General features: G+C 49.8%; 14 protein-coding genes. 5 read left to right on the top strand and 9 right to left on the bottom strand.

Translation table 11 applies throughout. From position 1 onward, the window contains the following. Positions 1–61 precede the first annotated feature (61 nt). The 5 genes from EPO18_RS12250 to EPO18_RS12230 are packed head-to-tail and all read right to left on the bottom strand — an operon-like array spanning position 62 to position 4,891. Positions 62–910: a triphosphoribosyl-dephospho-CoA synthase gene (locus tag EPO18_RS12250; RefSeq protein WP_292433660.1), complete on the bottom strand. Its 849-nt coding sequence runs from the start codon at positions 908–910 to the stop codon at positions 62–64. After that, positions 910–1,815, bottom strand: a complete 906-nt coding sequence (locus EPO18_RS12245; protein WP_292433658.1) for an ATP-grasp domain-containing protein — start codon at positions 1,813–1,815, stop codon at positions 910–912. Before EPO18_RS12245 ends, EPO18_RS12250 begins: the two co-directional genes overlap by 1 nt. Positions 1,816–1,824: 9 nt before the next feature. Next, positions 1,825–2,808 (bottom strand): methenyltetrahydromethanopterin cyclohydrolase, encoded by a 984-nt coding sequence (mch, locus tag EPO18_RS12240; protein ID WP_292433657.1) that lies wholly within the window; start codon positions 2,806–2,808, stop codon positions 1,825–1,827. Then, positions 2,786–3,916, bottom strand: a complete 1,131-nt coding sequence (locus EPO18_RS12235; RefSeq protein WP_292433656.1) for an ATP-grasp domain-containing protein — start codon at positions 3,914–3,916, stop codon at positions 2,786–2,788. The genes mch and EPO18_RS12235 overlap by 23 nt, the downstream gene beginning before the upstream one ends. 12 nt (positions 3,917–3,928) lie before the next feature. Beyond that, positions 3,929–4,891, bottom strand: a complete 963-nt coding sequence (locus tag EPO18_RS12230) for a beta-ribofuranosylaminobenzene 5'-phosphate synthase family protein (protein WP_363331503.1) — start codon at positions 4,889–4,891, stop codon at positions 3,929–3,931. Between the two features lie 1,054 nt (positions 4,892–5,945). Here EPO18_RS12230 and EPO18_RS12225 point away from each other — a divergent pair. Continuing rightward, a complete protein-coding gene (locus EPO18_RS12225) occupies positions 5,946–6,581 on the top strand; it encodes a PEP-CTERM sorting domain-containing protein (protein WP_292433655.1) in 636 nt (211 codons plus the stop codon). On the opposite strand, the gene EPO18_RS12220 is transcribed toward EPO18_RS12225, so the two are convergent. The 3 genes from EPO18_RS12220 to EPO18_RS12210 form a co-directional block, all read right to left on the bottom strand. After that, a complete protein-coding gene (locus tag EPO18_RS12220; protein ID WP_292433654.1) occupies positions 6,523–7,563 on the bottom strand; it encodes a reverse transcriptase domain-containing protein in 1,041 nt (346 codons plus the stop codon). The genes EPO18_RS12225 and EPO18_RS12220 overlap by 59 nt on opposite strands. A 257-nt stretch (positions 7,564–7,820) precedes the next feature. Continuing rightward, on the bottom strand, positions 7,821–8,480 hold the full coding sequence (locus EPO18_RS12215) for an HAD family hydrolase (protein ID WP_292433653.1): 660 nt from the start codon (positions 8,478–8,480) through the stop codon (positions 7,821–7,823). Between the two features lie 98 nt (positions 8,481–8,578). Continuing rightward, positions 8,579–9,568 carry a nucleotidyltransferase domain-containing protein gene (locus EPO18_RS12210; protein ID WP_292433652.1) on the bottom strand — a complete coding sequence of 330 codons (990 nt, stop codon included), beginning with the start codon at positions 9,566–9,568 and terminating at the stop codon, positions 8,579–8,581. 695 nt (positions 9,569–10,263) lie between these two features. On the opposite strand from EPO18_RS12210, the gene EPO18_RS12205 reads away from it, so the two are divergent. The 4 genes from EPO18_RS12205 to EPO18_RS12190 all read left to right on the top strand — a co-directional run bounded on the left by EPO18_RS12205 (position 10,264) and on the right by EPO18_RS12190 (position 22,742). Further along, positions 10,264–18,810 (top strand): glycoside hydrolase family 94 protein, encoded by an 8,547-nt coding sequence (locus tag EPO18_RS12205; protein ID WP_292433651.1) that lies wholly within the window; start codon positions 10,264–10,266, stop codon positions 18,808–18,810. A 375-nt stretch (positions 18,811–19,185) separates the two neighbouring features. Continuing rightward, the gene (locus EPO18_RS12200; RefSeq protein ID WP_292433650.1) at positions 19,186–19,608 is read left to right on the top strand and encodes a hypothetical protein; all 423 of its coding nucleotides are present in this window, start codon (positions 19,186–19,188) and stop codon (positions 19,606–19,608) included. Next, on the top strand, positions 19,601–21,112 hold the full coding sequence (locus EPO18_RS12195; RefSeq protein WP_292433649.1) for an ATPase domain-containing protein: 1,512 nt from the start codon (positions 19,601–19,603) through the stop codon (positions 21,110–21,112). The genes EPO18_RS12200 and EPO18_RS12195 overlap by 8 nt, the downstream gene beginning before the upstream one ends. Beyond that, positions 21,093–22,742, top strand: coding sequence for a putative bifunctional diguanylate cyclase/phosphodiesterase (locus tag EPO18_RS12190; RefSeq protein ID WP_292433648.1), 1,650 nt, complete (start codon positions 21,093–21,095; stop codon positions 22,740–22,742). Before EPO18_RS12195 ends, EPO18_RS12190 begins: the two co-directional genes overlap by 20 nt. 164 nt (positions 22,743–22,906) lie before the next feature. Here EPO18_RS12190 and EPO18_RS12185 read toward each other — a convergent pair. Further along, positions 22,907–23,594: topoisomerase C-terminal repeat-containing protein (locus EPO18_RS12185; RefSeq protein ID WP_292433647.1), on the bottom strand; the 688-nt coding region annotated here is incomplete at its 5' end.

Here is a 23,594-nt window from a genome sequence, read left to right as displayed (position 1 = left end):
TTCATGTCTCCTTATTTGTTTTTAACAAATTCCTTTTGAAGCCCTATTAGTAACAGTATTGTTACTGATTAAGTTCCTCTAAAAATGCCGCGAATACTGTCGCTACGATCATATCAGCTGTAGTACCCGGATTTATACCACAATGCTTAAACTCCTGATCCAGGCAAAAAAGCAACGGCTTTATTTGCTCAGGATTATCAGTTTTTGACAGCTCCTCGCTGAGCTGAGCCATTTTGGTAGCTACCATCTCAGAATACTGATTTCCGTATTTCCTTTCGATATGACTGTCGGGAAATTGACTCAACATGTCGATATACACTGCCGCCGCAGCCCAATTCCGGTCACCCCATCGATTAAGACTAAAATTATACCTTAAAAGTGAGAAATTAAAAATATCTTTATAATCCGTAAGGTATTGAAGTGCAATGCGATCTTTTTCGCTAGCTATTTTCATCGCCTCAAGCAACGTGACCGACGCCTTTTCATTGACATCCTGCTGATCAGAGCTACCTAAGCCACCTGGCGATGCTAGTGTTATGGCTTTGAAAACCCAATCCGCATCCTCTATCGTCGCCTCATTAATAACTTTTCTTACCGCCTGCCTTATCGTTAGATTAATATATTTAGGGCCGACTGCCTGAATCAGCGGCGCACAAAGCAGGATAATACCCAGGTTGGTATTGCAACCTACCGCCTCGCGCGTTGCCTTAACCGCATAATAGATCTTCTCGCCCAAGGAATAATCCGGGTTGCAAAGAGGTTCCGCGCTAACTTCCGCGCTTGTTATGAAATCAGCCACTGTCATATTGTGACCGTCCGCATAAACACTGACATTACCGGGCTTAAATGCCTGCACGTCAACCTCGCAGGCTTGCCGGTAAAGCTCACCGAGTTGTTCAGGAGAAATGATCATGCGGCTACAGTTTTTTTGTTCATCTTGCGAGTGATTAAATCGTCCGCCATCAGCCCGGCGATATTGACATCGCAAACGCTTTCCAGCCCTTTCCATGCCGGTATGCTGTTGACTTCAATGACTGTGCAGCGCCCTTCCCTATCCCGGATAATATCGACTCCGGCATAATCCATCGCTAGCGCAGCCGTCGCTCTAACAGCCAAATTGACCATTTCAGGATCCAAATCAATCAGTTCGCAGGTCGCACCACGGGCAACGTTATTGAGCCAGAATTTCCCGCGCCTGCGCATCGCCGCAACCGCCCGGCCATTAATCACAAATACGCGATGATCGGAAAAACCGGCACCTTCGCAATGAACGAAGCGTTGCAGATAATAAACGCCATGACTGCCGGTTAGCCAAAACAAGTCTGTCGATTTTTCAATGCGCCGAATGCCCTCGCCTTGCGAGCCAAACAAAGGCTTGCTGATAATTAAATTACCCTGTTTTAGTTCGGTTTCCGCAATCTTTAATGCTTCATCCCGATCACGCAATACCCAAGTCATCGGTGTAGGCAGCCCGGCATTGTGCAGCAAAAAGCTGGTCATGGCCTTATCGACACTGCGCTCTACCGCATGACCGTCATTGTAAACAGGAATCCCCATTGCTTTTAACGCATGCAGAATATCCAGATACAAAACGACTTCCTCAAGCGAGCCGCCTGGCACGCCGCGAACAAAAGCCGCATCCGGAAGTTCGTGTTCAAAGCTTGGAATAAAGATCGGTAGCCGGCCGAGTTCAATTACAAACCGGCACTCTGTCAGCGAAACGTAATCGCAGCTATAACCGCGACTGGCGAAGGCCAAGCTTAATTGTTTGCCATGCCAGCCGGGATCATCGGTAAAAATTACTATACGACCCACGCCTATGCTCTACGCTCCAAACGACTGATCCAACAGAGAATTATCCAATTTACCGGCGCGGAAACTCTTGCCGGACTCCACCGCAGTCACAATAACGCTGGCAGGGCTAAACAGCATCGCGTCGATTTTAAAGAAATCGTATTCATACTGTTTGAAGATATCCGCAAACGGTTTGCCGTAATCTTTGGAGGTTGAACTGGGCAGTTCTTTAGCCAGTTTTTCAGCTTGTTCGTCGCTGCCTTTTACAAAGATATGCACTTGGCCTGCGAACAGGATCGCATCATTGGTGCGCCCCATGGCTTTGACAAAATTCGGATGCGGAGGGCAAATCGGCGCACTGCCGCTGCCGTCAATGATATTCTCCAACGGAAAATGCAAGGCATGAGCTTTATGCATAGCCACTTCAAGCACACGGGCAACCACTTGCACGCCGCCGGCCAGACTGCTGGTAGGAGTAACAATGATAGTCAGTTTGGATGGATCGACCTTGCAGGCGGAGGCGACTTTTTCGACAATCTCAACAGGCGGAACCGCATCGTTTTCAATTACCAACACCGTAGCATCGGCGCTGTCCTGATAACCCAATTCTTTATACAACTCTTCAACCGGCTCCTGATTGCCGTCTTTCAACTTGGTTGCCATGGCCCGAGCAGGACCCGAACCTAATGCGTAATATTTTTCATGCGACAAGCTCCAGCCGGCATATTGACTACCCAGACAGCCCAGGACAGGATTGCCGGTGTGTACATTGACAGACAACGGCCAGTTATCCGTATACGAACTGTGACTAATGGTTACTGTCCCCATGCCGCCGAGACAGATTTCAGCAATAATGCGGCCCGCTTCGATGCCGCCTGGCACTTTAATGCCCGCGTCGATAATAGTGCAGCCATTAGCTAACTTTTCCACGCCTAAACGTAATTTATCTGCGTTATCGAGTAAATGCTGAACCAAAGGCTGGGTCAATTTATTAACGCTGGCTGTATATTCCATGAGGGTCAAACCTTTCTAATTTATTAATGATAAGTTGTTGTTTAGTCAGCAGCTGCTCCGCAACTGACCGTGAGTTTTTTTGGTGCGCAATAATACTGCAAATCGGTTGTCCTGTGCGACACATATTGCCGGATTTGGGCAAATCCATACACCAATTCGGCCATTCGAAATGGTCAGGAATAATTAAATCACGCTCGGCGTAAACGATTTGATAGCCTATAGAATGGTAATCTTTCCATGCGCCGCTATACGTTACGCTATTGCACGATTGCGTCCCTAAACATGATTGAATATGCCTAGTCAGCAAATCCTGATCATATAACTGCATACTGGCGGAAGGCCGGGGATTAATTTCCAGAACATAACTGCAATCATCCGCGTGAATAAAATCCAGGGAATTTAAGCCTTTTAGCCCAAACACCGGAACCAGTTGTTTTAGCCAGCCTGTTATCACTGCCTTGTGCGCATCCGACAGATCAGTGCTGTTAATCACCCCCGAAAAAACAAACTCCTCAGTCTCGCTTAAACGAACAGACCATTGGCTGTTAAAGCCAACGACTTGCGCCTGCTGCCCGTTCGCCAGAAACAGCACTGAATGCGGCGCACCGGCTTGAAACTTCTGCCAATAAACCGGCGTCTTTGCATTGTCGCCAACATGATAGCGTTTTATCCCAAAACCGCCCTGCCCTTGCATAGGCTTAAGCAGCCAATCATCGGCATAATCCGGCGCGCTAAAAACAACGCCGGGGTGCGGAATATTTAACTGATCCAGGATAGAGAAAAATGCCTGTTTATCCAGCTGTCCAGCAAAAACATCCGGATGGTTGCCCAGCATAATTAACCGGCTGTTCAGATAACGCAAGCTTTCCAAGTAGCATTCAAAACCGCTGCCGTAAATGACATGCTCAACTGCGTAATGTTCGACAAAATAATCTACAGCCGGCGCCAAGTCTTGTTCGGCTAATGAATTTATCTGCCGAAAATCTTCCGCATAGCCTTGCGTGTCCAAATCGGCGAACAGGTCAATGACCAAGGGCTTCAAGCCTGCATTTTTTGCAGCTTGCACCAGCATCCGGGCTGAACCGGCGACTATCAATATCGTTTCCACGCCAATCACAGACTAACTAGCAAAAACATCCCCGCCACTATTCCGCGCACTGGCCACAACAAAACTCAATTTATCAAAATGCGCAAACTCCTGTTTGGCCTGCTCGGCAATCGATTCAGCAAACTGGGCTCCATCAATCGCACAAAACCCGGTCGGTCCCCATGAGGTTTGGCCGATAGCCACCGCCCCTTGCCGTTCCAGCCATTGCATGGCCGCTGCAACTTCGGGACTAGTGAAAACGCCGCCCTGAGCCGAGGAAAAATGCTCTCCAACCGAGCGTTGCAGTTGGCTAATCACATCGCCGAATTTTCTAATATCGTTTTCAGCCACGGCGGGCAGGCCTTGCATCAGCAATAAATAACATAACCGCTCGGCTTCGGATCGGGGAAAAGGCGGCAGTTCTTTAAAAGCCTGAACCTCCTGTTGCCCGTGCAGACCTTGTCCTCGCTGGTCGAACACCAGAATAAACCGCCACTCGCCCGGTACATCCATATGCGCCAATACCGGCGGAGTAATGGTCTTCTCGCCACGGCCACCATCGACAACCAGGCCGCCTTGCTCAAACACACCGATGCCGATGCCTGAACGCAAACCTCGGTCAGTTACAAAGGCGATTTCACGCACGCTAAGGCCCAAGCCGTAAAATTCATTAAGCGCCTCACCGATAGCCAAAGACATTTGCGTGCCGGATCCCAGCCCGACATGTTCCGGGATTGCTGTTTCAATGGCGATATTAAGCTTATTGGATACTTGCAATGTGTTACACAGCATCGACACGCATTTCTCTGCGCGCTGTGCGGCGGGACCGGTAACGGTAAGTTGTTCTGCGGCGGTCAATGACAGGCGAGTGCCGATTTCATTAAGCGCCACGCCGATGCTGCCGAAATGTCGACCTAATGATCCGCTTAAATCGATGAACCCCATGTGCAATCGGGCGGGGGCAATGACTGAGACTTTAGAATGTTGAACTATCAAGGGTTATGACTGTGTTTGTACTGCAAAAATTACTTGAAGTATACATGATCGGCCTATCGGCTGCGAGCTAAGGTGTGGAAGTTTGATACTCGTCGACACACATCAATTTAAGGCATATCGCCACAAAGGCACGAACGACTACATGGATGCAGGAGCAGTTGCCGAGAGCACGAAGTTTTTACCTTGGATTTTCTTCATGCCCTTGGTGCCTTCGTGGTGAATTAATAATTTTATTGGCTGGCTAGCCGTTTATCATCGCTAATGCAGGTAAACCGCTAGTCAAGGTAACCAGATTGGATGCTCCGTCAGAGAGACAGATCCGGAGACTAGGTTTCATGGAAGGACAGATCACCGTTCCCGATGATTTTCGACAGCATGGGTAGCAAGTAAAACCCAAAATTTACAGAACTTGGGACGCTCAACCATATGTCAACTGAACCTAATCGATGTCAGGTTCTTTTACAGTTGTTTATCTTCTGCGCCATCCATACAACAAATCGGCAACAACCCAAACCATATTCGTTATAAATAAATAATTAATAATTAAAGCATTTTAATAGTATTAACATTAAAGATTAGTCGTTGACGGATTACAGTCACTCAGATGGGTGAGACGAAAAATTTTACACATTGGTATGTGGGCTTTCTACTATCTTATCAGAGTGCTAATTAGTAAAAGGATCTTAAATTCCATGGGCTTTACTTGCCCAATTTATATCCGTCATCACCGCTACCTCGTCACGTTTTATCCTGCTTAGATTCAACTCATAAATGCAATCGACACCATGAGGAAAAGCAATACCTACGACCTAACCAACGCACGCTCACATCAAACGAAATCCAACTTCTAATATCTAATGTAAAGAGCCCCTTGCTCAACGCTGCCGTCTTGCAAGACCTGAACATCCCGCTTATTTTTTCCCGATTTATACATGGCATAGTTATTGCTTATAAATTGACAGCCTCGGGATTTGATGGGCATACAACGTTTGTATCATCCCCGAAGCACACAACCTATCACACCAAAAAAATTAATCTTCAACGGAAAGGTACCATGACGACAATCAACAAATACATATCATCAATAATATTAACCCTCAGCTTTTCTAGCGCCCATGCAACAACGATATACGAACAGAACTATGATCCAACCATCTTCGGGGCATACTATGCAGACCAAGGCCAGCATCTCTACGATGACTTCACCATAACAACTAACGCTTCGGTCAATAGCCTCACTTTTTGGGGCACCTATTGGATAGACGGGATCGCCCCAAACCCCGCTAATTTCGACATCACTATTGGCGACTCCCCATCTAATATCGATAACATCTTCAGTGCCACAGCAACACCAACTATTACCGATACAGGATTTGATCATAATGGACAACCTGGTGCAAATATCCTTGAATTCAACATTACATTCAACACCGTTATCCAATTAGCAGCGAACACACAATACTTTCTAGGAATATATTCGAACGATAACAACCCAACCAATCGTTTCGAATGGATACGATCAAATCAAACAGGCACATTATATTCTAACGGTAATCCGTCTGAACTTGGAAATACCTCGTTTCGTCTCAGCTCAACAAGCACCAACGTGCCAGAACCGACTACCACAGTCCTCATGGGCCTAGGCTTCGCTGGTTTGGGCTACGCACGTCGTCGGAAAGCTCAAGCCTAATCCCGCTCAACCCGGCTGTACACCACCGCAGCCAACGTTGAACGTACTGCCCCAGTACCCAAGCCAGCTCCTCGGAACTGGCTTTTTTATTGGCCTGTTGCTCATAAAGCCGGTGCAGTTTTTCAACGTGTTTATTGACCGTGACGGCCGCCAGTTGCAAAGGCTGCCGCGAAAAACGGTAGCCCAGAAAGTCAAATCCCTTGTCGATTTTGCCGATGTAGGTTTTGTCGGGATGTCGCTTTAAATTCAAGCGGTTGAAGGTTTGATTCAACGCCTTGACCGCCCGCCGGAGCTGCCAGCGGGTTTGGGTCAGGATCAGAATATCGTCCATATAGCGCAGGTAATACACGTCCGGCCGTCCGCTCAGATTGTCGTCCAAGGCCTTGAGATACAAGGCCCCCAGCAACGAGCTGAGCGCGCAACCCCGCGAGATGCCTTGTTCCACGTCCCGGTATACACCGCCGTATTCCACGCTGCGGCGCACGATTTGGTAACAATAACGCCGCAGCAGCTTATTCGGCACGTGGTCGGCAATCAGGTTCAGCAGCGTATACTGGTCTATCGATTCGTAATAGCCTTTGACGTCGGTTTTACCGACGTAGCGGTAGTCGCCCAGCTTAGCCTGGATATCAGCCACGCTGCGTTTCAAGCCGCCATGGCCTTTGACATAGGTACAGGCTCGCGCAATCGGCAGCTTCGCCCGTAACAATTCAGTCAACACTTTGATCACCACGGCGTCTTCCGATGACCAAACATGCACGCTATGTCGATTTTTTTTACACACGCAATACAGCGACGAAAACCGGTAGTCGCCGCTTTTGATTGCCGTTAACAGTGCGCTTCTACGCGCCGGCCAAATCCGCCGCAGGCCCCAAATATCGGCATTGGGCGGGAAATGACGGCGTTGCCGGCAAACCCATCGATAAGCTTGTTCCAGCTCATCAAGGCTTACGGTTACCAGATGGGTGCTACCTTGGAGCATGGAGAATGACCCTTACAGTGTTGGATTTTTTTACAGCAGATTCCTAATATTTTTTACCGAAAATACCACACCATTCCTCATCAGCTTAGGTTTACCGTTAACTATGGATCATTTTTGCCATAATGACCGAGCACATGACGCGTTAATCAATGTCAAAAAACCTTACAATTAGCATTTTTATGTGGTTTATAGTCCAGCATGCTTTCACCCCATGTTAAATTTTTTCACAAGCATGAGTGGGTAGGTAATTAAGTTAGCTACTTGATAGCATCTGCTAATTGAGCTAGATCGCTGATCATCAAATCGCATAATTCAACGGTCAGCGGATCGACTTGCGCTGTCGACGGTATAAACACCGAAACAGCTCCCGCTCTGGATGCCGCCACGATACCGGCATGGGAATCTTCAATCACCAGACACCGGCTGATGTCCACTTGCAATAACTCGGAAGCTTTAAAGAAAACATCCGGCTCCGGCTTGCCGCGCTGAACGTGATCGCGGCTAACGATAATTGAAAAAACCTCTTCGATTCCAGCCAGCTCAAGACATTCCAGCGCATTTACTTCCCGGCTGTTAGTAGCCAGGCAATAAGGGATTTTTTGTTGGGTTAATAATGCCAACAATTCGTTAAAGCCATGCTTTACTGTTATGCCATGAACATTAACATGGTCGCGCCAAAAATCTCCGCTTAAACGATTGAAGACTTGCAGATCAAATTCCGCCCCGCAAAACTCAATCAATCTCAGCTCTACATCCTTGTAATGCAGCCCTGACATCGACAAGCAAAAATCCTCGGAAAAGTCATAGCCCATAGCGCTTGCAGCCTGCTGCCAAGCGATAATATACGTACTCTCGGTATCCAAAACCAAGCCGTCCATATCGAAAATAACCGCGGAAAAATCAGTTAACTTAAGCATTAAAAATAGAACACAGATGAAATGGATTGTACGGATTTACGCGGATTTTTCTTTGTTTATCAGTGATCATCAGTCAAATCCGTGCCATCCGTATTCCATTATAAAATTTCACCTGAAATAACCTTAATATATTCGCCGTGCGCCTCACGGCTGGAGCCGACCACGATACGTTTAACGCCTTGTTCCGATTGTTCCAGCACACCCGACACTTCCACGACTTCACCGCTGACAGCTTGCCCGGTATAGGTCGCCGTGAAACTGACGATAGAACCGATCTCTTCATGATCTATTTTAAACTCAGCCGGATAATCGAACCCGAAAGCATCGTCAATCACTTTGCACTGCAAGGTAACCGCGCCGCATTTTTGATAACTTAGAACCTCAGAGCTTGCGCAACAATCGATAAAACTCAAGTCGAATTTCCGTCCGTTAATCACGGCTTTGTTGCATTTGCGCCGCTCATGCCAGACATAATCGTCAAAACTCAACTCGCATGAACGGCGCTCGTAAGATTGCCCCCAATCCAGTTTATTCAAGGACTGCAACTGTCCAAGTTCGATAAGCTTGCGAGTAATTGCCCTGCATTGGTGGAAAACGTCCCTGCCGTAACAGACCAAATCAATATCCGAATCCCGGTTTTGAACGCCAACCAATATTGATCCGGTAATCCCTACTTGCGCTAAATCCAGCCCGTGTTGACCAAACAACTCACACAGCCGCATCAAATCCTGCTCAACCGCCGCCGCGCCTGCTCCCGGCAGGCTTGCTGCATACACACCATCCCTGGCGATATCATGCCGGGTTGCCTGCATCAGTTGTTGCAACCGCTGCCTGGGCTGATGATGTCTGACGATTCGGTCTACAGCGACCGCATGCAAATGCGCATCTAAGACCGGAGAATAATGCAGATAATCAGGATAGTGTTGCTGCAGAAAGCTATTGGCTTGCTCTGTCGCAACCTTTTTCCAGCCGGAAGGCATAAGTACATAGCGTAAAAAACACAGCGCTTTGCCATCTTCCAGGCCTTGCTCTACCACAGCAAAAATAAGCCCTTCGGCGGTTTCAATAAAATCCTTGGCAAAAAACATGATCTAAGAGAATGACTGAAAAGTAAAAACGATAAACACAATGTTAACTTATTTTTTAGTCATTCGGCAGATAAGTCCCATTGTCTTAAATACCGATTTATTACGATCCGATGTTACGCATAGTTCGCAGTAAGGCTTGCCTTGAGAGTTAAGAAGCAGCATCAATGAATTTAAGCAATGACCATGAAGGCCATGAAGACTTCAATCCTTCATGCCTTAAAACGTAATCACACCTATTCGTGGGCTATGCGTAACATCAGTTACGATGTTTATTAAAACGATGATATGGCCGGAGCGGAAGCTTTGCCTACAGGGATGTAGGTAAGGAGCGTGAGCAGGAGTGCAGGCTTCGCTTGCCGGCGCAGGCGAAGCCTGCACTCCAGCGATAATGACGATACAGACTTTCAATGATTGAATTTGTAACCGCTGCATTTCCCAACTTTCCTGTTTCACCCCAGCTAAATGCCCGAGATTAGCCGCATCCACACTGCCCGCCCATAGCCAATGGGTAATACTACTTATTGCTTCAAAACATTGTCTTCTCTAAGCTGTTGAAAGTTAAAAGCCGCATTTTCAACTCTATAAAAGGCTGAGTTGATTGAATTCACTAGAACCAAATTTCTTTTGTCAGGATGGAATACAAGTATTTGATTTGTTGAATTAGCCCAGCATCAGCCCAAACGGAGGGAACATCAATGATGAAATTACAGGAGCATAGACGGAATACCAGACTAGAAGATCCAGGTGGCGAGGACAGCCCGATCAGGTTTGAACTGTTTAGCAATGAACGGCTGGAGCAACATGCTGCGAGTTTAGCGAAAGCGCAAAAAGCCAAAATTAGTCCGGACGGGCTCAAATTAATGCCCAGAGTACGCGAAAACTCCCGCGTATTGCTTGAGGCTTACAAATCGATAGGCAGGGCGGCGCGTGAACACAGAGCCATTACACCGGCCGCGGAATGGCTGCTCGACAATTTTCATGTCATTGAAGAACAGATCAATGATATCAACGTCTATCTGCCGGAAAAATATTACAAGCAGTTGCCCAAGTTAACCGATGGTTTCCTGGCCGGCTATCCTCGGGTTTATGGCATTGCCTGGGCTTTGGTCGCTCATACCGATAGCCGGTTTTCCGCTGAACAGCTAGCCCTTTTTATGCATGCGTATCAGGAAGTTCAGCCGCTTAGTATCGGCGAACTTTGGGCGATACCGATCACGCTACGCATTGTGATGATCGAGAATTTACGTCGGCTGGCGTTAAAAGTTATGCGCTCGCAAGCCGGGCGGCAGATGGCTGACGAGTTTATCGATCAAGCCGAAAAACTCGACCTTTCGGCCCAGACTGCCTTTTTGCCGCCCCCGCCTTTACGTCAGGCTTTTGCGGTTCAGATCGTACAACGCTTACACGAGCCGCATCCAGGGCCTGCGCCTGAACTCGACTTTTTAAATCAATGGCTGGCCGAACAAGGTGTGACCCTTGATGAAATCGTACACCGCGAGCACGCCGCCCAGATTGCCGCCAATCTGACCGTACGCAATATCATCACCAGTATGCGCGCCATATCGGCATTCGAATGGCCGCAATTTGTCGAAGATGCGAGTCTGGTGGATACCTGTCTGCGCAATAACTCCATTTACGTCGCGATGGATTTTCTCACCCGTGACCGGTATCGTCACGCGATTGAGGATCTTGCCAAGCATTCGCCCTATTCCGAGCTGGAAATCGCTCGTAAAGTTATCGACAAAATCGATCGTGTCAATGACGAATCTTCGATCGACAACAAACAAATACAGGAGCCGGGCTATTACTTGATCGGCGCGGGCCGGAGAGAATTCGAGCAAGAAGTTGATTTTCATCCTGCTCTCACGAAAAAGCTGCTGCGCGCTTATGTCGCTCATGCGGCGTTAGCTTATCTTAGCAGCCTGGCTGTATTGACACTGCTGTTGCTGGCCCTGCCTTTGAGCGCCGCTTTCGAGGCCGGACTGGGCAGTTTGCCGATTACCCTGCTGACACTGTTTGCCTTTTTTCCTGCGTCGGATATTGCTACCTATTTAGTCAACCGGTTCATCATTACCGTTGTGCCGCCTCGCCATTTGCCCAGGCTTGATCTGAAAGACGGCATCACCGAAGCATTGAGCACTTTTGTTGTGGTGCCGACAATATTTATCAACGAGCAAAACGTAAAAAAACAAGTCGATGAATTGGAAGTTCATTATTTATCCAATCCGGACAACGATTTTTATTTTGCGCTGCTGTCCGATTGGATAGATGCCGATCAGGAGACCCTGCCTGAAGATGCTTTACTGTTGAGCATCGCCAGTAGCAGTGTGGATGCGCTTAATGCCAAGTATGGCGGAAAACAGCGTTTTTTCCTGTTTCACCGCAAACGTGGTTGGAACCCATCTGAAAATAAATGGATGGGCTGGGAACGTAAGCGCGGCAAGCTGCATGAGTTAAATCGGCTGCTGCGCGGCGCGGACGATACTTCTTTTGTACCGATTCATGGAAAACCTGCGTTTGCTCCGCCGGGCATCAGTTATGTGATTACCTTGGATGCCGACACGAAATTACCTATCGGCGCGGCTCAACAGTTGGTGGGCACCGCTGCCCATCCGCTTAATTGGCCTGTTCATGACCCGGTCACGCACTGCGTCACCAGCGGATACAGCATCCTTCAGCCTAGAGTCACGCCGACCTTGCCGAAAAAACGCGAACATTCGCTGTTTCATCAGATTTTTTCCGGCGCGTGCGGCGTGGACGCATATTCGACTTCGGTGTCCGAAGTGTATCAAGACCTGTTCGGACTCGGAACATACAGCGGCAAGGGCTTGTATGAAGTCGATTCATTTGAGGGCGCTTTGGCCGGCCGCGTTCCTGAAAACGCCTTACTCAGCCATGATTTGTTCGAGAGCGTGTTCGCCCGCTGTGCGTTTGTCAGCGATATTGAGCTATTTGAAGAGTTTCCCTCTCATACCGAAGTTGCCGCATCTCGGTCCCACCGTTGGGCGCGCGGCGACTGGCAGTTGTTGCCCTGGATTTTCGGCCCGCTCGGCAAAGGCATGCCATTAATTGGCCGTTGGAAAATGCTGGATAACTTACGCCGGACTTTTTCAGCGCCGGGCGCCTTTTTTACCCTACTGGCGGCTTGGGCTATTCCCGATGCCCCTCAATTGATATTGATGAGCATGGTACTGGTCGCATTGGCTCTTCCAGCCTTGCTATCCATCGCAAGCGGAATCAGGCTACGCACCGATACTCCGTTGCGTAACAAGTTGCGCGCGATAGCGGAAAAAGTAGTATGGGAATTAAGCAACAGCCTGATTATGTTGACCCTGTTGGCGCAACAAGCTTGGTTGATGATCGATGCTATCGTAAGCACTTTGGTGCGGCTGTATATCACCCGACGAAAATTGCTCAGATGGGTCACTACGCTGCAAACAAAAACAACGGCAGGACATTCCGTAAAGAACCTTCTTAAACCGATAGGCAACGTAAGCATCATGGTAGTTTGCGCAGGCTCGATAGTGCTGTTGTTCAATCCTGCTTCATTTGAAATTGCAGCGCCGTTCCTGTTTTTGTGGCTAGTGTCGCCGGTTATTGCCTATATCCTGAGCCTGCCGCCGAAACCCGATCCGGCTGAATCAATACTTCCCGATGATGTTTTGCAGTTACGGCAAGTCGCGCGGCGTACTTGGCGATTTTTTACCACTTTCGTAACGGAGCAGGAAAATCACCTGCCGCCGGATAATTTCCAGGAAGACCCGGAGCCCGATATTGCGCATCGCAGCTCGCCGACCAATTTCGGTCTCTACCTGTTATCCGTACTCGCCGCGCGTGATTTCGGCTGGATGGGTCTTATAGACACCGTTGAGCGGCTGGAAGCGACCTTAAGCACACTGAACAAAATGCCCAGATTGCATGGACATTTTTATAACTGGTACGACACGCGTACTTTGCATGCTTTGGAACCCAGGTATGTATCGACCGTGGATAGCGGCAATTTGGCGGCACATCTACTGGTGCTTGCTCAAGGATGTAGAGATTTGATCCAACAGCCGTATCTGTCTTCCACCGTATTGGACGGTATTGCCGATACTCACAAGCAGCTTGCATCCGCACTCGGCAAGACCAACGATAATCAGCGCATGCTGATAGTTACCCAGGAACAACTGCGAAAAAAATCGGATAAACTCGGCAAACTGTTGGCGGGTAAACCTGCCAACCATGAAGAATGGGTGCATTTATGGCGGCAAATAATCCCATGCGCCGATAACATGCTGGATCTGGCGCGCGCTTATGCGGCCGAACGCGGCGAACTTATGGATGACAGCGAAGTGCTGGCATGGGCTACGCTGCTGCACAACGACATCTACTCTCACGAGCGCGACATGGAAGATTTCGGCTCATCGATATATTTTAAGCTGCCCTTTGATGACGACCAAAAACCGGAAGCTCAACGCTGGAAACAGATAACCCGGCGGATCGATGCGATAGCGGAACTTTCACATCGATTATTCGTCGAGATGGATTTTCGTTTTCTGTATGATCCTAACCGGCACTTGTTTTCGCTTGGGTATCGCGTTGAAAAAGGCGTTATCGACGACAGCTATTACGATCTGCTCGCCTCGGAAGCGCGCCTGACCAGCCTTATCGCTATCGCCAAACGCGAAGTGCCGAGTGCTCACTGGTTTCACTTGGGGCGTCGCGTAACACGCACCACAAACGGCATTGTATTACTGTCCTGGTCCGGCTCGATGTTTGAATACCTGATGCCGTCACTGGTGACTTATACGCCTTTCTACAGCCTGCTCGATCAGACCTGCCGCCTTATCGTAGAAAGCCAGATTGAGTACGGCAAAGAACGGAATGTACCGTGGGGCGTTTCCGAATCCGCATTTAACGGTCGCGATCGTTGGTTCACCTATCAATATTCCGCTTTTGGCGTACCCGGTTTGGGTATGAAACGCGGATTGGCCTACGATCTGGTTATTGCTCCCTATGCCACAGCCTTGGCGGCTATGTACCACACCCATGCCGCAGTGGAAAACTTCGAACGCCTGGAAAAAATTGGCGCTTTGGGCCGTTACGGCTTTTTCGAAGCGCTTGATTTCACACCGACGCGGCTTACCGAAAATCAAAAAGTGGCGTTTGTACGCTGCTATATGGCTCATCATCAAGGCATGTCTTTGGTGTCTTTGGCTAATGTCGTACTCGATGAAGTTATGCGGCACCGCTTTCATCGCACACCGATGATCCAAGGCGCCGAATTGCTGTTGCAGGAACGGATTCCGCAAGGCTTTGACAGCGGCATTCCCGACGTCACCCAGGCTGAAGCCGAAGTAAAAGAAGTCGTGCAACTGCCAATACGCCGCGTTCCGTCGCCGATGTCTGCCGTACCCTCAGCGCATTTGCTTTCCAATGGCCGGTACGGGGTAATGATCACTGCCGCCGGATCGGGCTACAGCGTTTGCGAGAAGCTGGCGATCACTCGCTGGCGTGAAGACGTGACGCGCGATTGTTGGGGCAGCTATATCTACCTGCGCAATTTAGCCGACGGCAAGGTCTGGTCGGCCGGATACCAGCCGACTGCCGCGGTTCCCGATTGGTACGAGGTGGTTTTTCTCGAAGACCGGGTACGCATCTCCCGCCAGGACGAAACAATCAGCAGCCGCCTGGAAATCATTGTCTCGCCTGAGGATGACGCGGAAATCAGGCATTTGAGTTTGACCAATAACGGAGCCGACGCTCAGGAAATCGAATTGACTTCATACTCGGAAATTGTGCTGGCGCCGCCCATGGCCGACAGTGCTCATCCTGCATTTTCAAATTTGTTCATACAGACCGAATATCTGCCGCAGGCCTCGGCGCTAATCGCGCATCGCCGGCCTCGGGCAAGCAATGATCCTCATATCTGGGCCGCTCATGTGCTGGCATCCAATAATGCCGAAGAAGGTATTCAATATGAAACCGACCGGATGCGATTTTGCGGTCGAGGACAAACTTTGCGTACACCTGCCTCTGTGATAGACGGCCGTCCTCTCAGCAACACTGTCGGCGCGGTGCTTGATCCGATTTTCAGCCTGCGCGCGCGAGTTAAAATTGAGTCGGGCGCAACCGTTCATCTGACATTGACTACCCTGATTGCCTTGTCACGGCAGGCGGTTGAAGATTTAGCCGACAAATATCGCAACGCGGCTACTTTCGACCGGGTTTCCGATCTTGCCTGGACTCATGCGCACATTCAATTACGCCATCTGCGCATCAAGCCTGACGAAGCTCAGTTATTTCAGGCCCTGGCTAACCGGCTGCTTTATGCCGATCTTTCGTTGCGAGCCGATACCAAGCTTTTGCATCTGAACCGATTAAATGTCACCGGTTTATGGCGGTTCGGTATTTCCGGCGATCGTCCGATTGTATTGTTGCGCTTAGCCTCAACGGAAGACCGGGCTATTGCCGATCAACTGTTACGCGCTCACGAGTACTGGCGCATGAAACGGTTATCGGTCGATTTGGTGATCTTGAATGAAAAAGAAGTCACCTATGCCAATGAATTACAGACTCTTCTGGAAAATATGGTTCGGGAAAATCAGACGTTTTCGGCAGCGCATGAGTACGAGGGCCATGGCGAGATTTTTGTACTGCGCGGAGACCAAATATCGGATGAGGAGCGGGTACTATTGCAAACTACGGCGCGCGCGGTGCTGATGAGCAACCGCGGCACTTTGGCTGAGCAACTGATGAGACATCCCAAGCCTATACCGAGTTTTGTCCAGCCCAAACCCTTGCCTATACCCGAGCCCGACTTGAACCCGCCAGCAATCGCTCCCGCCGATTTCGAATATTTCAACGGCTTGGGCGGATTTATCGATGACGGCCGCGAATATGCAATAGTGCTGGGCAAGGACCAATGGACGCCCGCCCCGTGGATTAACGTCATCGCCAATGCCGAATTCGGTTTCACCGTCTCCGAGTTGGGCAGCGGTTATACTTGGAGCCTTAACAGCCGTCTGAACCAATTAACGCCGTGGTCGAACGATCCGGTCAGCGATCCTCCGGGCGAAGCGTTTTATTTGCAGGACGACGAAACCGGTGATTTGTGGAGTCCGACTGCGTTGCCGATTCGCATTGAAAACGCCGTTTATGTGATTCGCCACGGTCATGGCTACAGTCGTTTCGAGCATGCTTCTCACGGCATTCATAGCGAGCTGCTGCAATTTGTCAGCTCGGACGACCCGGTCAAAATTTCATCTTTGACCTTGACAAACAATTCCGGCCGCCCCCGTAAATTAACAATCACGGCCTATGTCGAATGGGTGCTTGGCGCTTCGCGCCTAACCACTACGCCTTATGTTGTTACCGAGCTGGATAAAGCAACCGGAGCACTGCTTGCCTTTAATCACATGGACGCAGATTTCGGCCGGCGCATTGCTTTTGCCGATTTTTCCGGCCGGCAAACAGCATGGACCTGCAACAGGACCGAATTTATCGGCCGCAACGGCAGCCTGGAGGCACCGATGGCCTTGCGTCAAACCAAAGTGCTTAAAAACCGCGTTGGCGCGGGGCTTGACCCGTGCGCAGCCTTGTCGGCTCCAATAGAACTTGCAGCCGGCCAAAGCATCGAGCTTGTGTTCCTGCTGGGACAAGGCAATGACTGCGGCCATGCGGTCGAATTGGTTAAGCGTTATCGAGCCGCAAACATCCAGGAAATGTTTGCCGCCGTCAAACAATCATGGTCGCAAACCCTTAGAAAAACTCAGGTAAAAACGCCGGATAGAGGACTGGACTTGATGTTAAACGGATGGCTGATGTATCAAGCCCTGAGCTGCCGGATATGGGCGCGAGCCGCATTTTATCAAGCAGGCGGAGCCTTCGGTTTTCGCGATCAATTACAGGACAGCATGGCGCTGGCGGTAGCCCGGCCCGATCTGGTCCGCGCTCATCTGCTCCGCGCGGCGGAGCATCAATTTGCCGAGGGCGATGTGCAGCATTGGTGGCATCCGCCTTCCAACCGCGGCGTTCGAACTCATTTCTCGGACGACCTTATCTGGTTGCCTTATGTAGTGTCTCACTACGTTAAAGTGACTGGCGACATAGCTGTGCTCGACGAAATACTGCCGTTTATAGAAGGGCCTACCCTAACGCCGGAACAGGAAGATGCCTATTTCGAGCCGACTACATCGGCTCAACAAGCCAGTCTGTTCGAGCACTGTGCGCGAACACTTGATTTGAGTTTAACAAAAATCGGCGTACACGGCCTGCCGCTGATGGGATGCGGCGACTGGAACGACGGCATGAACCGGGTTGGGCATGAAGGCAAAGGCGAGAGCGTTTGGCTTGCCTGGTTTCTGATTGCTACGTTGTCGGAATTAGCCAATGTCGCAGATACGATCGGAAAAACAGAACATGCCTTACGCTGGCGTGAACACGCTGCCAAACTGCAAGCAGCCGTGGAAGCTGAAGGATGGGATTCGTCCTGGTATCGCCGCGCCTATTTCGATGACGGCACACCGCTGGGATCCGCCTCCAACACCGAGTGCCGCATCGACTCGATAGCCCAGAGCTGGAGCGTTATTTCCGGCGCCGCCGACCCCGAGCGGGCGCGGCTGGCGATGAATTCGGTTCGGGAATACCTGATCCAATACGGAGACGACCTGGTGCTGCTGTTTACGCCGCCTTTCGATAAAACGCCGCTAGATCCCGGTTACATCAAAGGCTACCTGCCGGGCGTTAGGGAAAATGGCGGGCAATATACTCATGCGGCAATCTGGTGCGTTATCGCTTACGCACTGCTGAAAGATGGAGATCAGGCTGCCGAGCTTCTGCATATGCTGAATCCGATCAACCGTACCGCTAACCGGACCGGAGTCTATGCCTACAAAGTCGAGCCGTACGTTATAGCGGCAGATATTTATGCGGTACCGCCCCATGTTCGCCGCGGAGGTTGGACCTGGTACACAGGCGCTGCGGGATGGTTTTACCGCGCAGGTTTGGAATGGATACTGGGCCTGAATATCCGCGCCGGCAAAATGCATTTCGATCCTTGTATTCCGCGTGAATGGCGCAGTTACAGTTTAACTTATCAACACGAACAAACTACCTATGAAATTACCGTCAATAATCCCGATGGCGTATCGAACGGCATCGTATCGATTGAGTTGGACGGAGTAGCGCAAGCAGAAAGTGACGGTATTCCACTGTTGAATGATGGACTAAACCATCGGGTGCTGGTGGTAATGGGATAGTAATTGGCTTGGTATTCTCGGTCCCGCGCAGCAGGCAATACCGTTGACTTAAGCAGTTGACTGAGCGTAGCCGACGTTGGCTGAGCGTAGCCGAAGCGTGGTTCTTGCCTTCGGCTACGCTCAGCCAACGCGGTGGCTTTGGTTAAGTTAATAGCATTACGCGCAGCAGGACACTGCCATTAAGTTAAGCGTTAAAAGTAGGGTGGATAAGCGTAGCGCATCCACCTATACCGAGATTGTTATGGTGGATGCGCAACGCTTATCCACCCTACAGCAATTACTTTAACGCTTAACTTAATGGCAGTGGGCGCGGCTGGAAACAGCGGTTGATTCCATCACCGTCGTTATTTTGACCTCTTATTGGGCACTTTAAGTATGGAAACAGATAACATGGTGCGACGCCGGATAATTAGCGATCTTATGGCACAGCACACCGATAAAATTGCGGATGCCTCGATTGACTTATGGGAGCAGATGGCGACCCAAATTATTTTGATTGTGGGTGAAGGAGGTTTCAACTCGCTTTACGCGAGAAGCCTGTTCCTTACCCGCTCAACATTTCCTTGGCTCCCGAACGGTTCGGTGCCGGCACAAGCCAATCAACGTTTCTCGGAACTAAAAATCAGCTTTGAAGAACAACCCCCGTTGCAAGCCAATAAAGCAAACAGTCAGCTATTGATCACTTTTACCGACATCCTGGCCTCGTTAATTGGCGAGCATCTAACAATCCGTATTTTACGCTCGGCTTGGGGCAATGATGCTTTGGACAGGTTCGGCAAGGAGTTCAAAAATGAGTAAAAAAGTAATCATACGCCGTTTAAAAACAGGCGTACCCGGTCTGGACAACCTGCTCGGCGGAGGCTTGCCTGAATTATCGTTTAACCTGATCGCGGGTACGCCCGGAAGCGGGAAAACAACGCTCGCTCAGCAGATCATGTTCTCGCAGGCAAATCTCGATAATCGGGCATTGTTCTTCACGGTGCTGGGGGAACCCGCTTTGAAGATGCTTCGTTATCAACAGCAGTTTCCGTTTTTTGATATCAATAAAGTTAATGACTCGATCCGCTTCGTTAACCTGGCTGCCGACCTATTGGAGGGAGATTTTGACCGCGTATTGTCTCGCATTGCCGAAGAAGTGAAAGACTATGCCCCCAGTCTTGTATTTGTCGATTCGTTTCGATCAGTCGTGCAATCAGCAAACCAGAAGGAACAAGGGGCGGCTGAGCTGCAACGGTTCATCCAGCAACTGGTCATGCAAATGACCAGCTGGCAGGCAACAACATTTTTAATCGGCGAGTATTTGATGTCGGAATCGGATTCAAGCCCCGTCTTTACAGTAGCCGACAGCATCTTGTGGCTTTCGCAAAATTTGCACCGCAATTCCATGATACGCAAGATGCAAGTGGTCAAAATGCGTGGTCAGTCCCAGTCGCCAGGTTTGCATACGTTCCGCATTAGTGATCAAGGCATTCAGGTTTTCCCGCGTGCAATTATCGAACAGGGCACAACGGTTGAATCGGCAACCAAGGTAGCCACTGGAGAAGAGCGCGTTCCGATGGGTATACCAGGTCTGGATGAAATGCTGGGCGGAGGTTTGCCGGTTAGATATTCGCTGCTCGTGGTAGGTCCATCCGGTTCAGGCAAAACCATCTTGGCTACGGAATTCCTCGCCGAAGGTGTACGCCGGGGCGAACCCGGCGTAATTGCGGCATTTGAAAAGAGCCCCAATCAACTTCTGGGTAATAAACTGTCAGCCCTGATCAAGGCCGGACAAGTTGGGGTGATCAATACCCGTTCCCTGGATTTGTCGATTGATGAAACTTTGCATAACTTGATCGAAATGATTAATCGAATGCAGGCAAAGCGCGTCGTCATTGACTCCTTGTCCGGGTTTGAGCTGGCGCTGGCACCCGAGTTTAGCGAAGATTTTCGCGGATCGCTGTACAGGATGGTTGCCGAACTTACCGGTATGGGCGTGACTATATTAATGACCTCGGAACTGGAAGACCGCTATACCGATTTGCGCTTTAGCCCATTTGGGAGTGCTTTTCTCGCTGATGCCATTATCGTACTACGCTATATCGAAATTGAGAGCCAATTCAAACGCGTCTTTTCGGTCGTTAAAGTCCGTGGCAGTCAGCATAGCAAGGATATTCGATTGTTTGACGTTACTGATCAAGGCATCATTATTGGCGAGACCTTATCCGAATATAGCGGAATTATGTCGGGGCGGCCTACAGTATCGGACGGTAACCAGGGCGGCCAAACGGCAAGGGGGAGCAATGAGCATAAATGGCAATGACGACGCTTCTCGTCCTGCTGACTCAGGCCAGCCGGATGCTAATAGCCGGCACAAAGACAAGCAGCCAGAGAGCCTGGAAAAGAAAATCGCCAACCGGGAAAGCGCTGTCATTGACCATGAAACGAAAGTTTTAATCCGAGAGAAACTGGTCAGTGCACGAGAAAGTGCAGTCGACTTGCGTGAAGAAAATCACTCGGCAGGAACAAAACAGGTGGCGCCCGACGATCACATAAGCATGTTGCAGCAAGCGAACGAAAACTTGGTTATTGCTACAATCGAAGCACAAAAAAAAGCCGAACAAATCCAAATGGCTAAAGACCAACTGGATTACTTGGCTCATCACGATGCTCTTACCGATTTACCTAATCGAATACTCCTGCAAGACCGGCTTAACCAGGCGATTGAGCTGGCTCATCGTCAAGGCAGGCAACTGGCTGTGATGTTTATGGATCTGGATCGGTTTAAATATATCAACGACTCTTTAGGGCATGGGGTTGGCGACCAGCTATTGCTGTCGGTCGCACAGCGCCTGGCTAATTGTGTGCGTCATTCGGACACTGTCAGCCGTCAGGGCGGCGACGAATTCGTGCTGTTGCTTTCTTCTATTGAGCACCCGGAAGACGCTGCGGTTTTTGCGCAAAAAATGCTCGCGGCGCTCGCGCTGCCCCACCGCATCGATCAGCGCGATCTCCACATCAGCGTGAGTATTGGTATCAGCATTTACCCCGTCGATGGCCGGGATGCGGAAACCCTGATCAAGAGTGCGGACATTGCGATGTACTACGCTAAAGAAAGCGGGCGTAACAATTACAAATTCTTCGAGCAGAATATGCATGCTTCGGCTATCCAGCGACAATCCATCGAGGCCAGCCTTCACCAAGCGTTGGAACGGCGGGAATTTGTGTTGTACTACCAGCCGAAAATAGATCTTCACAATGGTACGGTAGTCGGCGTCGAGGCTTTGATCCGTTGGCAGCACCCTGAATTAGGGCTTTTAGCGCCGGAACAGTTCATATACATCGCCGAAGATTGTGGGCTGATCCTGCCGATTAGCCGCTGGGTGCAGCGCGAAGCTTGCCTCCAAGCCATGACTTGGCAACAGGAAGGCTTGCCGCCTATCGTCATCGCAGTCAACGCTTGCGCGCTTGAATTCCGTGACAAGGATTTTCTAAAAAACATACATGCGATCCTGGATGATACAGGCTTGGAACCGCAATACTTTGAACTTGAACTAACCGAAAGCATGCTGATGCGGGATTCCGACTCTACCGATTCAGTATTGCACGCACTTGCAAACTTAGGTGTAAAACTTGCTATCGATGACTTTGGCACCGGCTATTTCAGCCTCGGTTACCTGAAGCGTTTACCGATCGATACCTTGAAAATTGACCAGTCTTTCGTAAGCAAGATGATCAGCAACCCGGACGATGCCGCCATAGTCAATACCATAATTAACATGAGTAAAAGTCTGAAGAAACGCGTTATTGCAGAGGGTGTGGAGACATCGGAGCAAATTGCATTTCTTGCGGCCCAGCATTGCGATGAAGGGCAAGGTTGTTATTTTGGTTGCCCAATGCTTGCCGAGGAGCTCACCACCTTGCTGAGGGCCGATGTGTCGTTTCCGGTTTAAAAATGTCCCGCCTGTTAAGAACGCTGCCAGTTAGACCTTCCAGGTTTTAAAAACCTGGAAGGTCTGCCTATCGGCATATTTCCCACCTAACATACTGGTGTATTACGTTGAGCGCGTTACTCGGGAACGAGACCATAACTATTTTGCGCTTAACCAAAAACACCTCAACGCCCAGAAAAATCCATTTCGACTTTACCGTCAACCAGTTTCAGGCTCGCTTCAAACTCAGAGCCTTTAGCCGATTTAAAGCCTTTTAATATTCCCGTTTCTCCGTTACTGAGCATTTTTTTAGCCATAGCGGCGGTGATTTTTTTATGGGCGACGGTTTTCCAGATCGCCATTTTGCAGCCATTGCGCCATTCGCTACAGCTGTAGGCTTTTGGCGTTTCAATGATTTTGCCGTTGCATAACGGACAGTCGGCAATGGCTTCTTTTACCGCAGCCCGCCGCCCCGGCTCGGCTTTGATATAGCCTGTTTCGCCCTGTTTATTGAGGGTTAGTTGAGCATTAAACACTTCATCGTTTAGCTTGATCGCGTAACTGTGCAAGGTTCGGCTGTTTTGCAATAACTGGCAGGCCATATCGTGAGTAACGGTTACGCTATACACTTGCTTCCACAACACGAATTGGCAACCGGCTTTCCAAGCGCTGCAACCGTAACCTTTTCTGCCTTCGATAATCGGCTGCCCGCACAACGGGCAATCGCCCAAACGGCTTTGGTCGTAAAGCGGCCGATCCGATTCGTCTTTAATTTTTTGGGTGAACCGGATGATTTCGGCCATGAACTGATCGGGGTCGTAATCGTAGTGTTCTATTTTTTTGAGCTTGGCTTCCCATTCGCCGGTCATCGCC

This window comes from Methylobacter sp. (genome assembly GCF_004322395.1).
Lineage (GTDB): Bacteria > Pseudomonadota > Gammaproteobacteria > Methylococcales > Methylomonadaceae > Methylobacter_A.
Note: the sequence above shows the minus strand (reverse complement) of the source record. Positions and strands in the feature narration are given on the sequence as shown.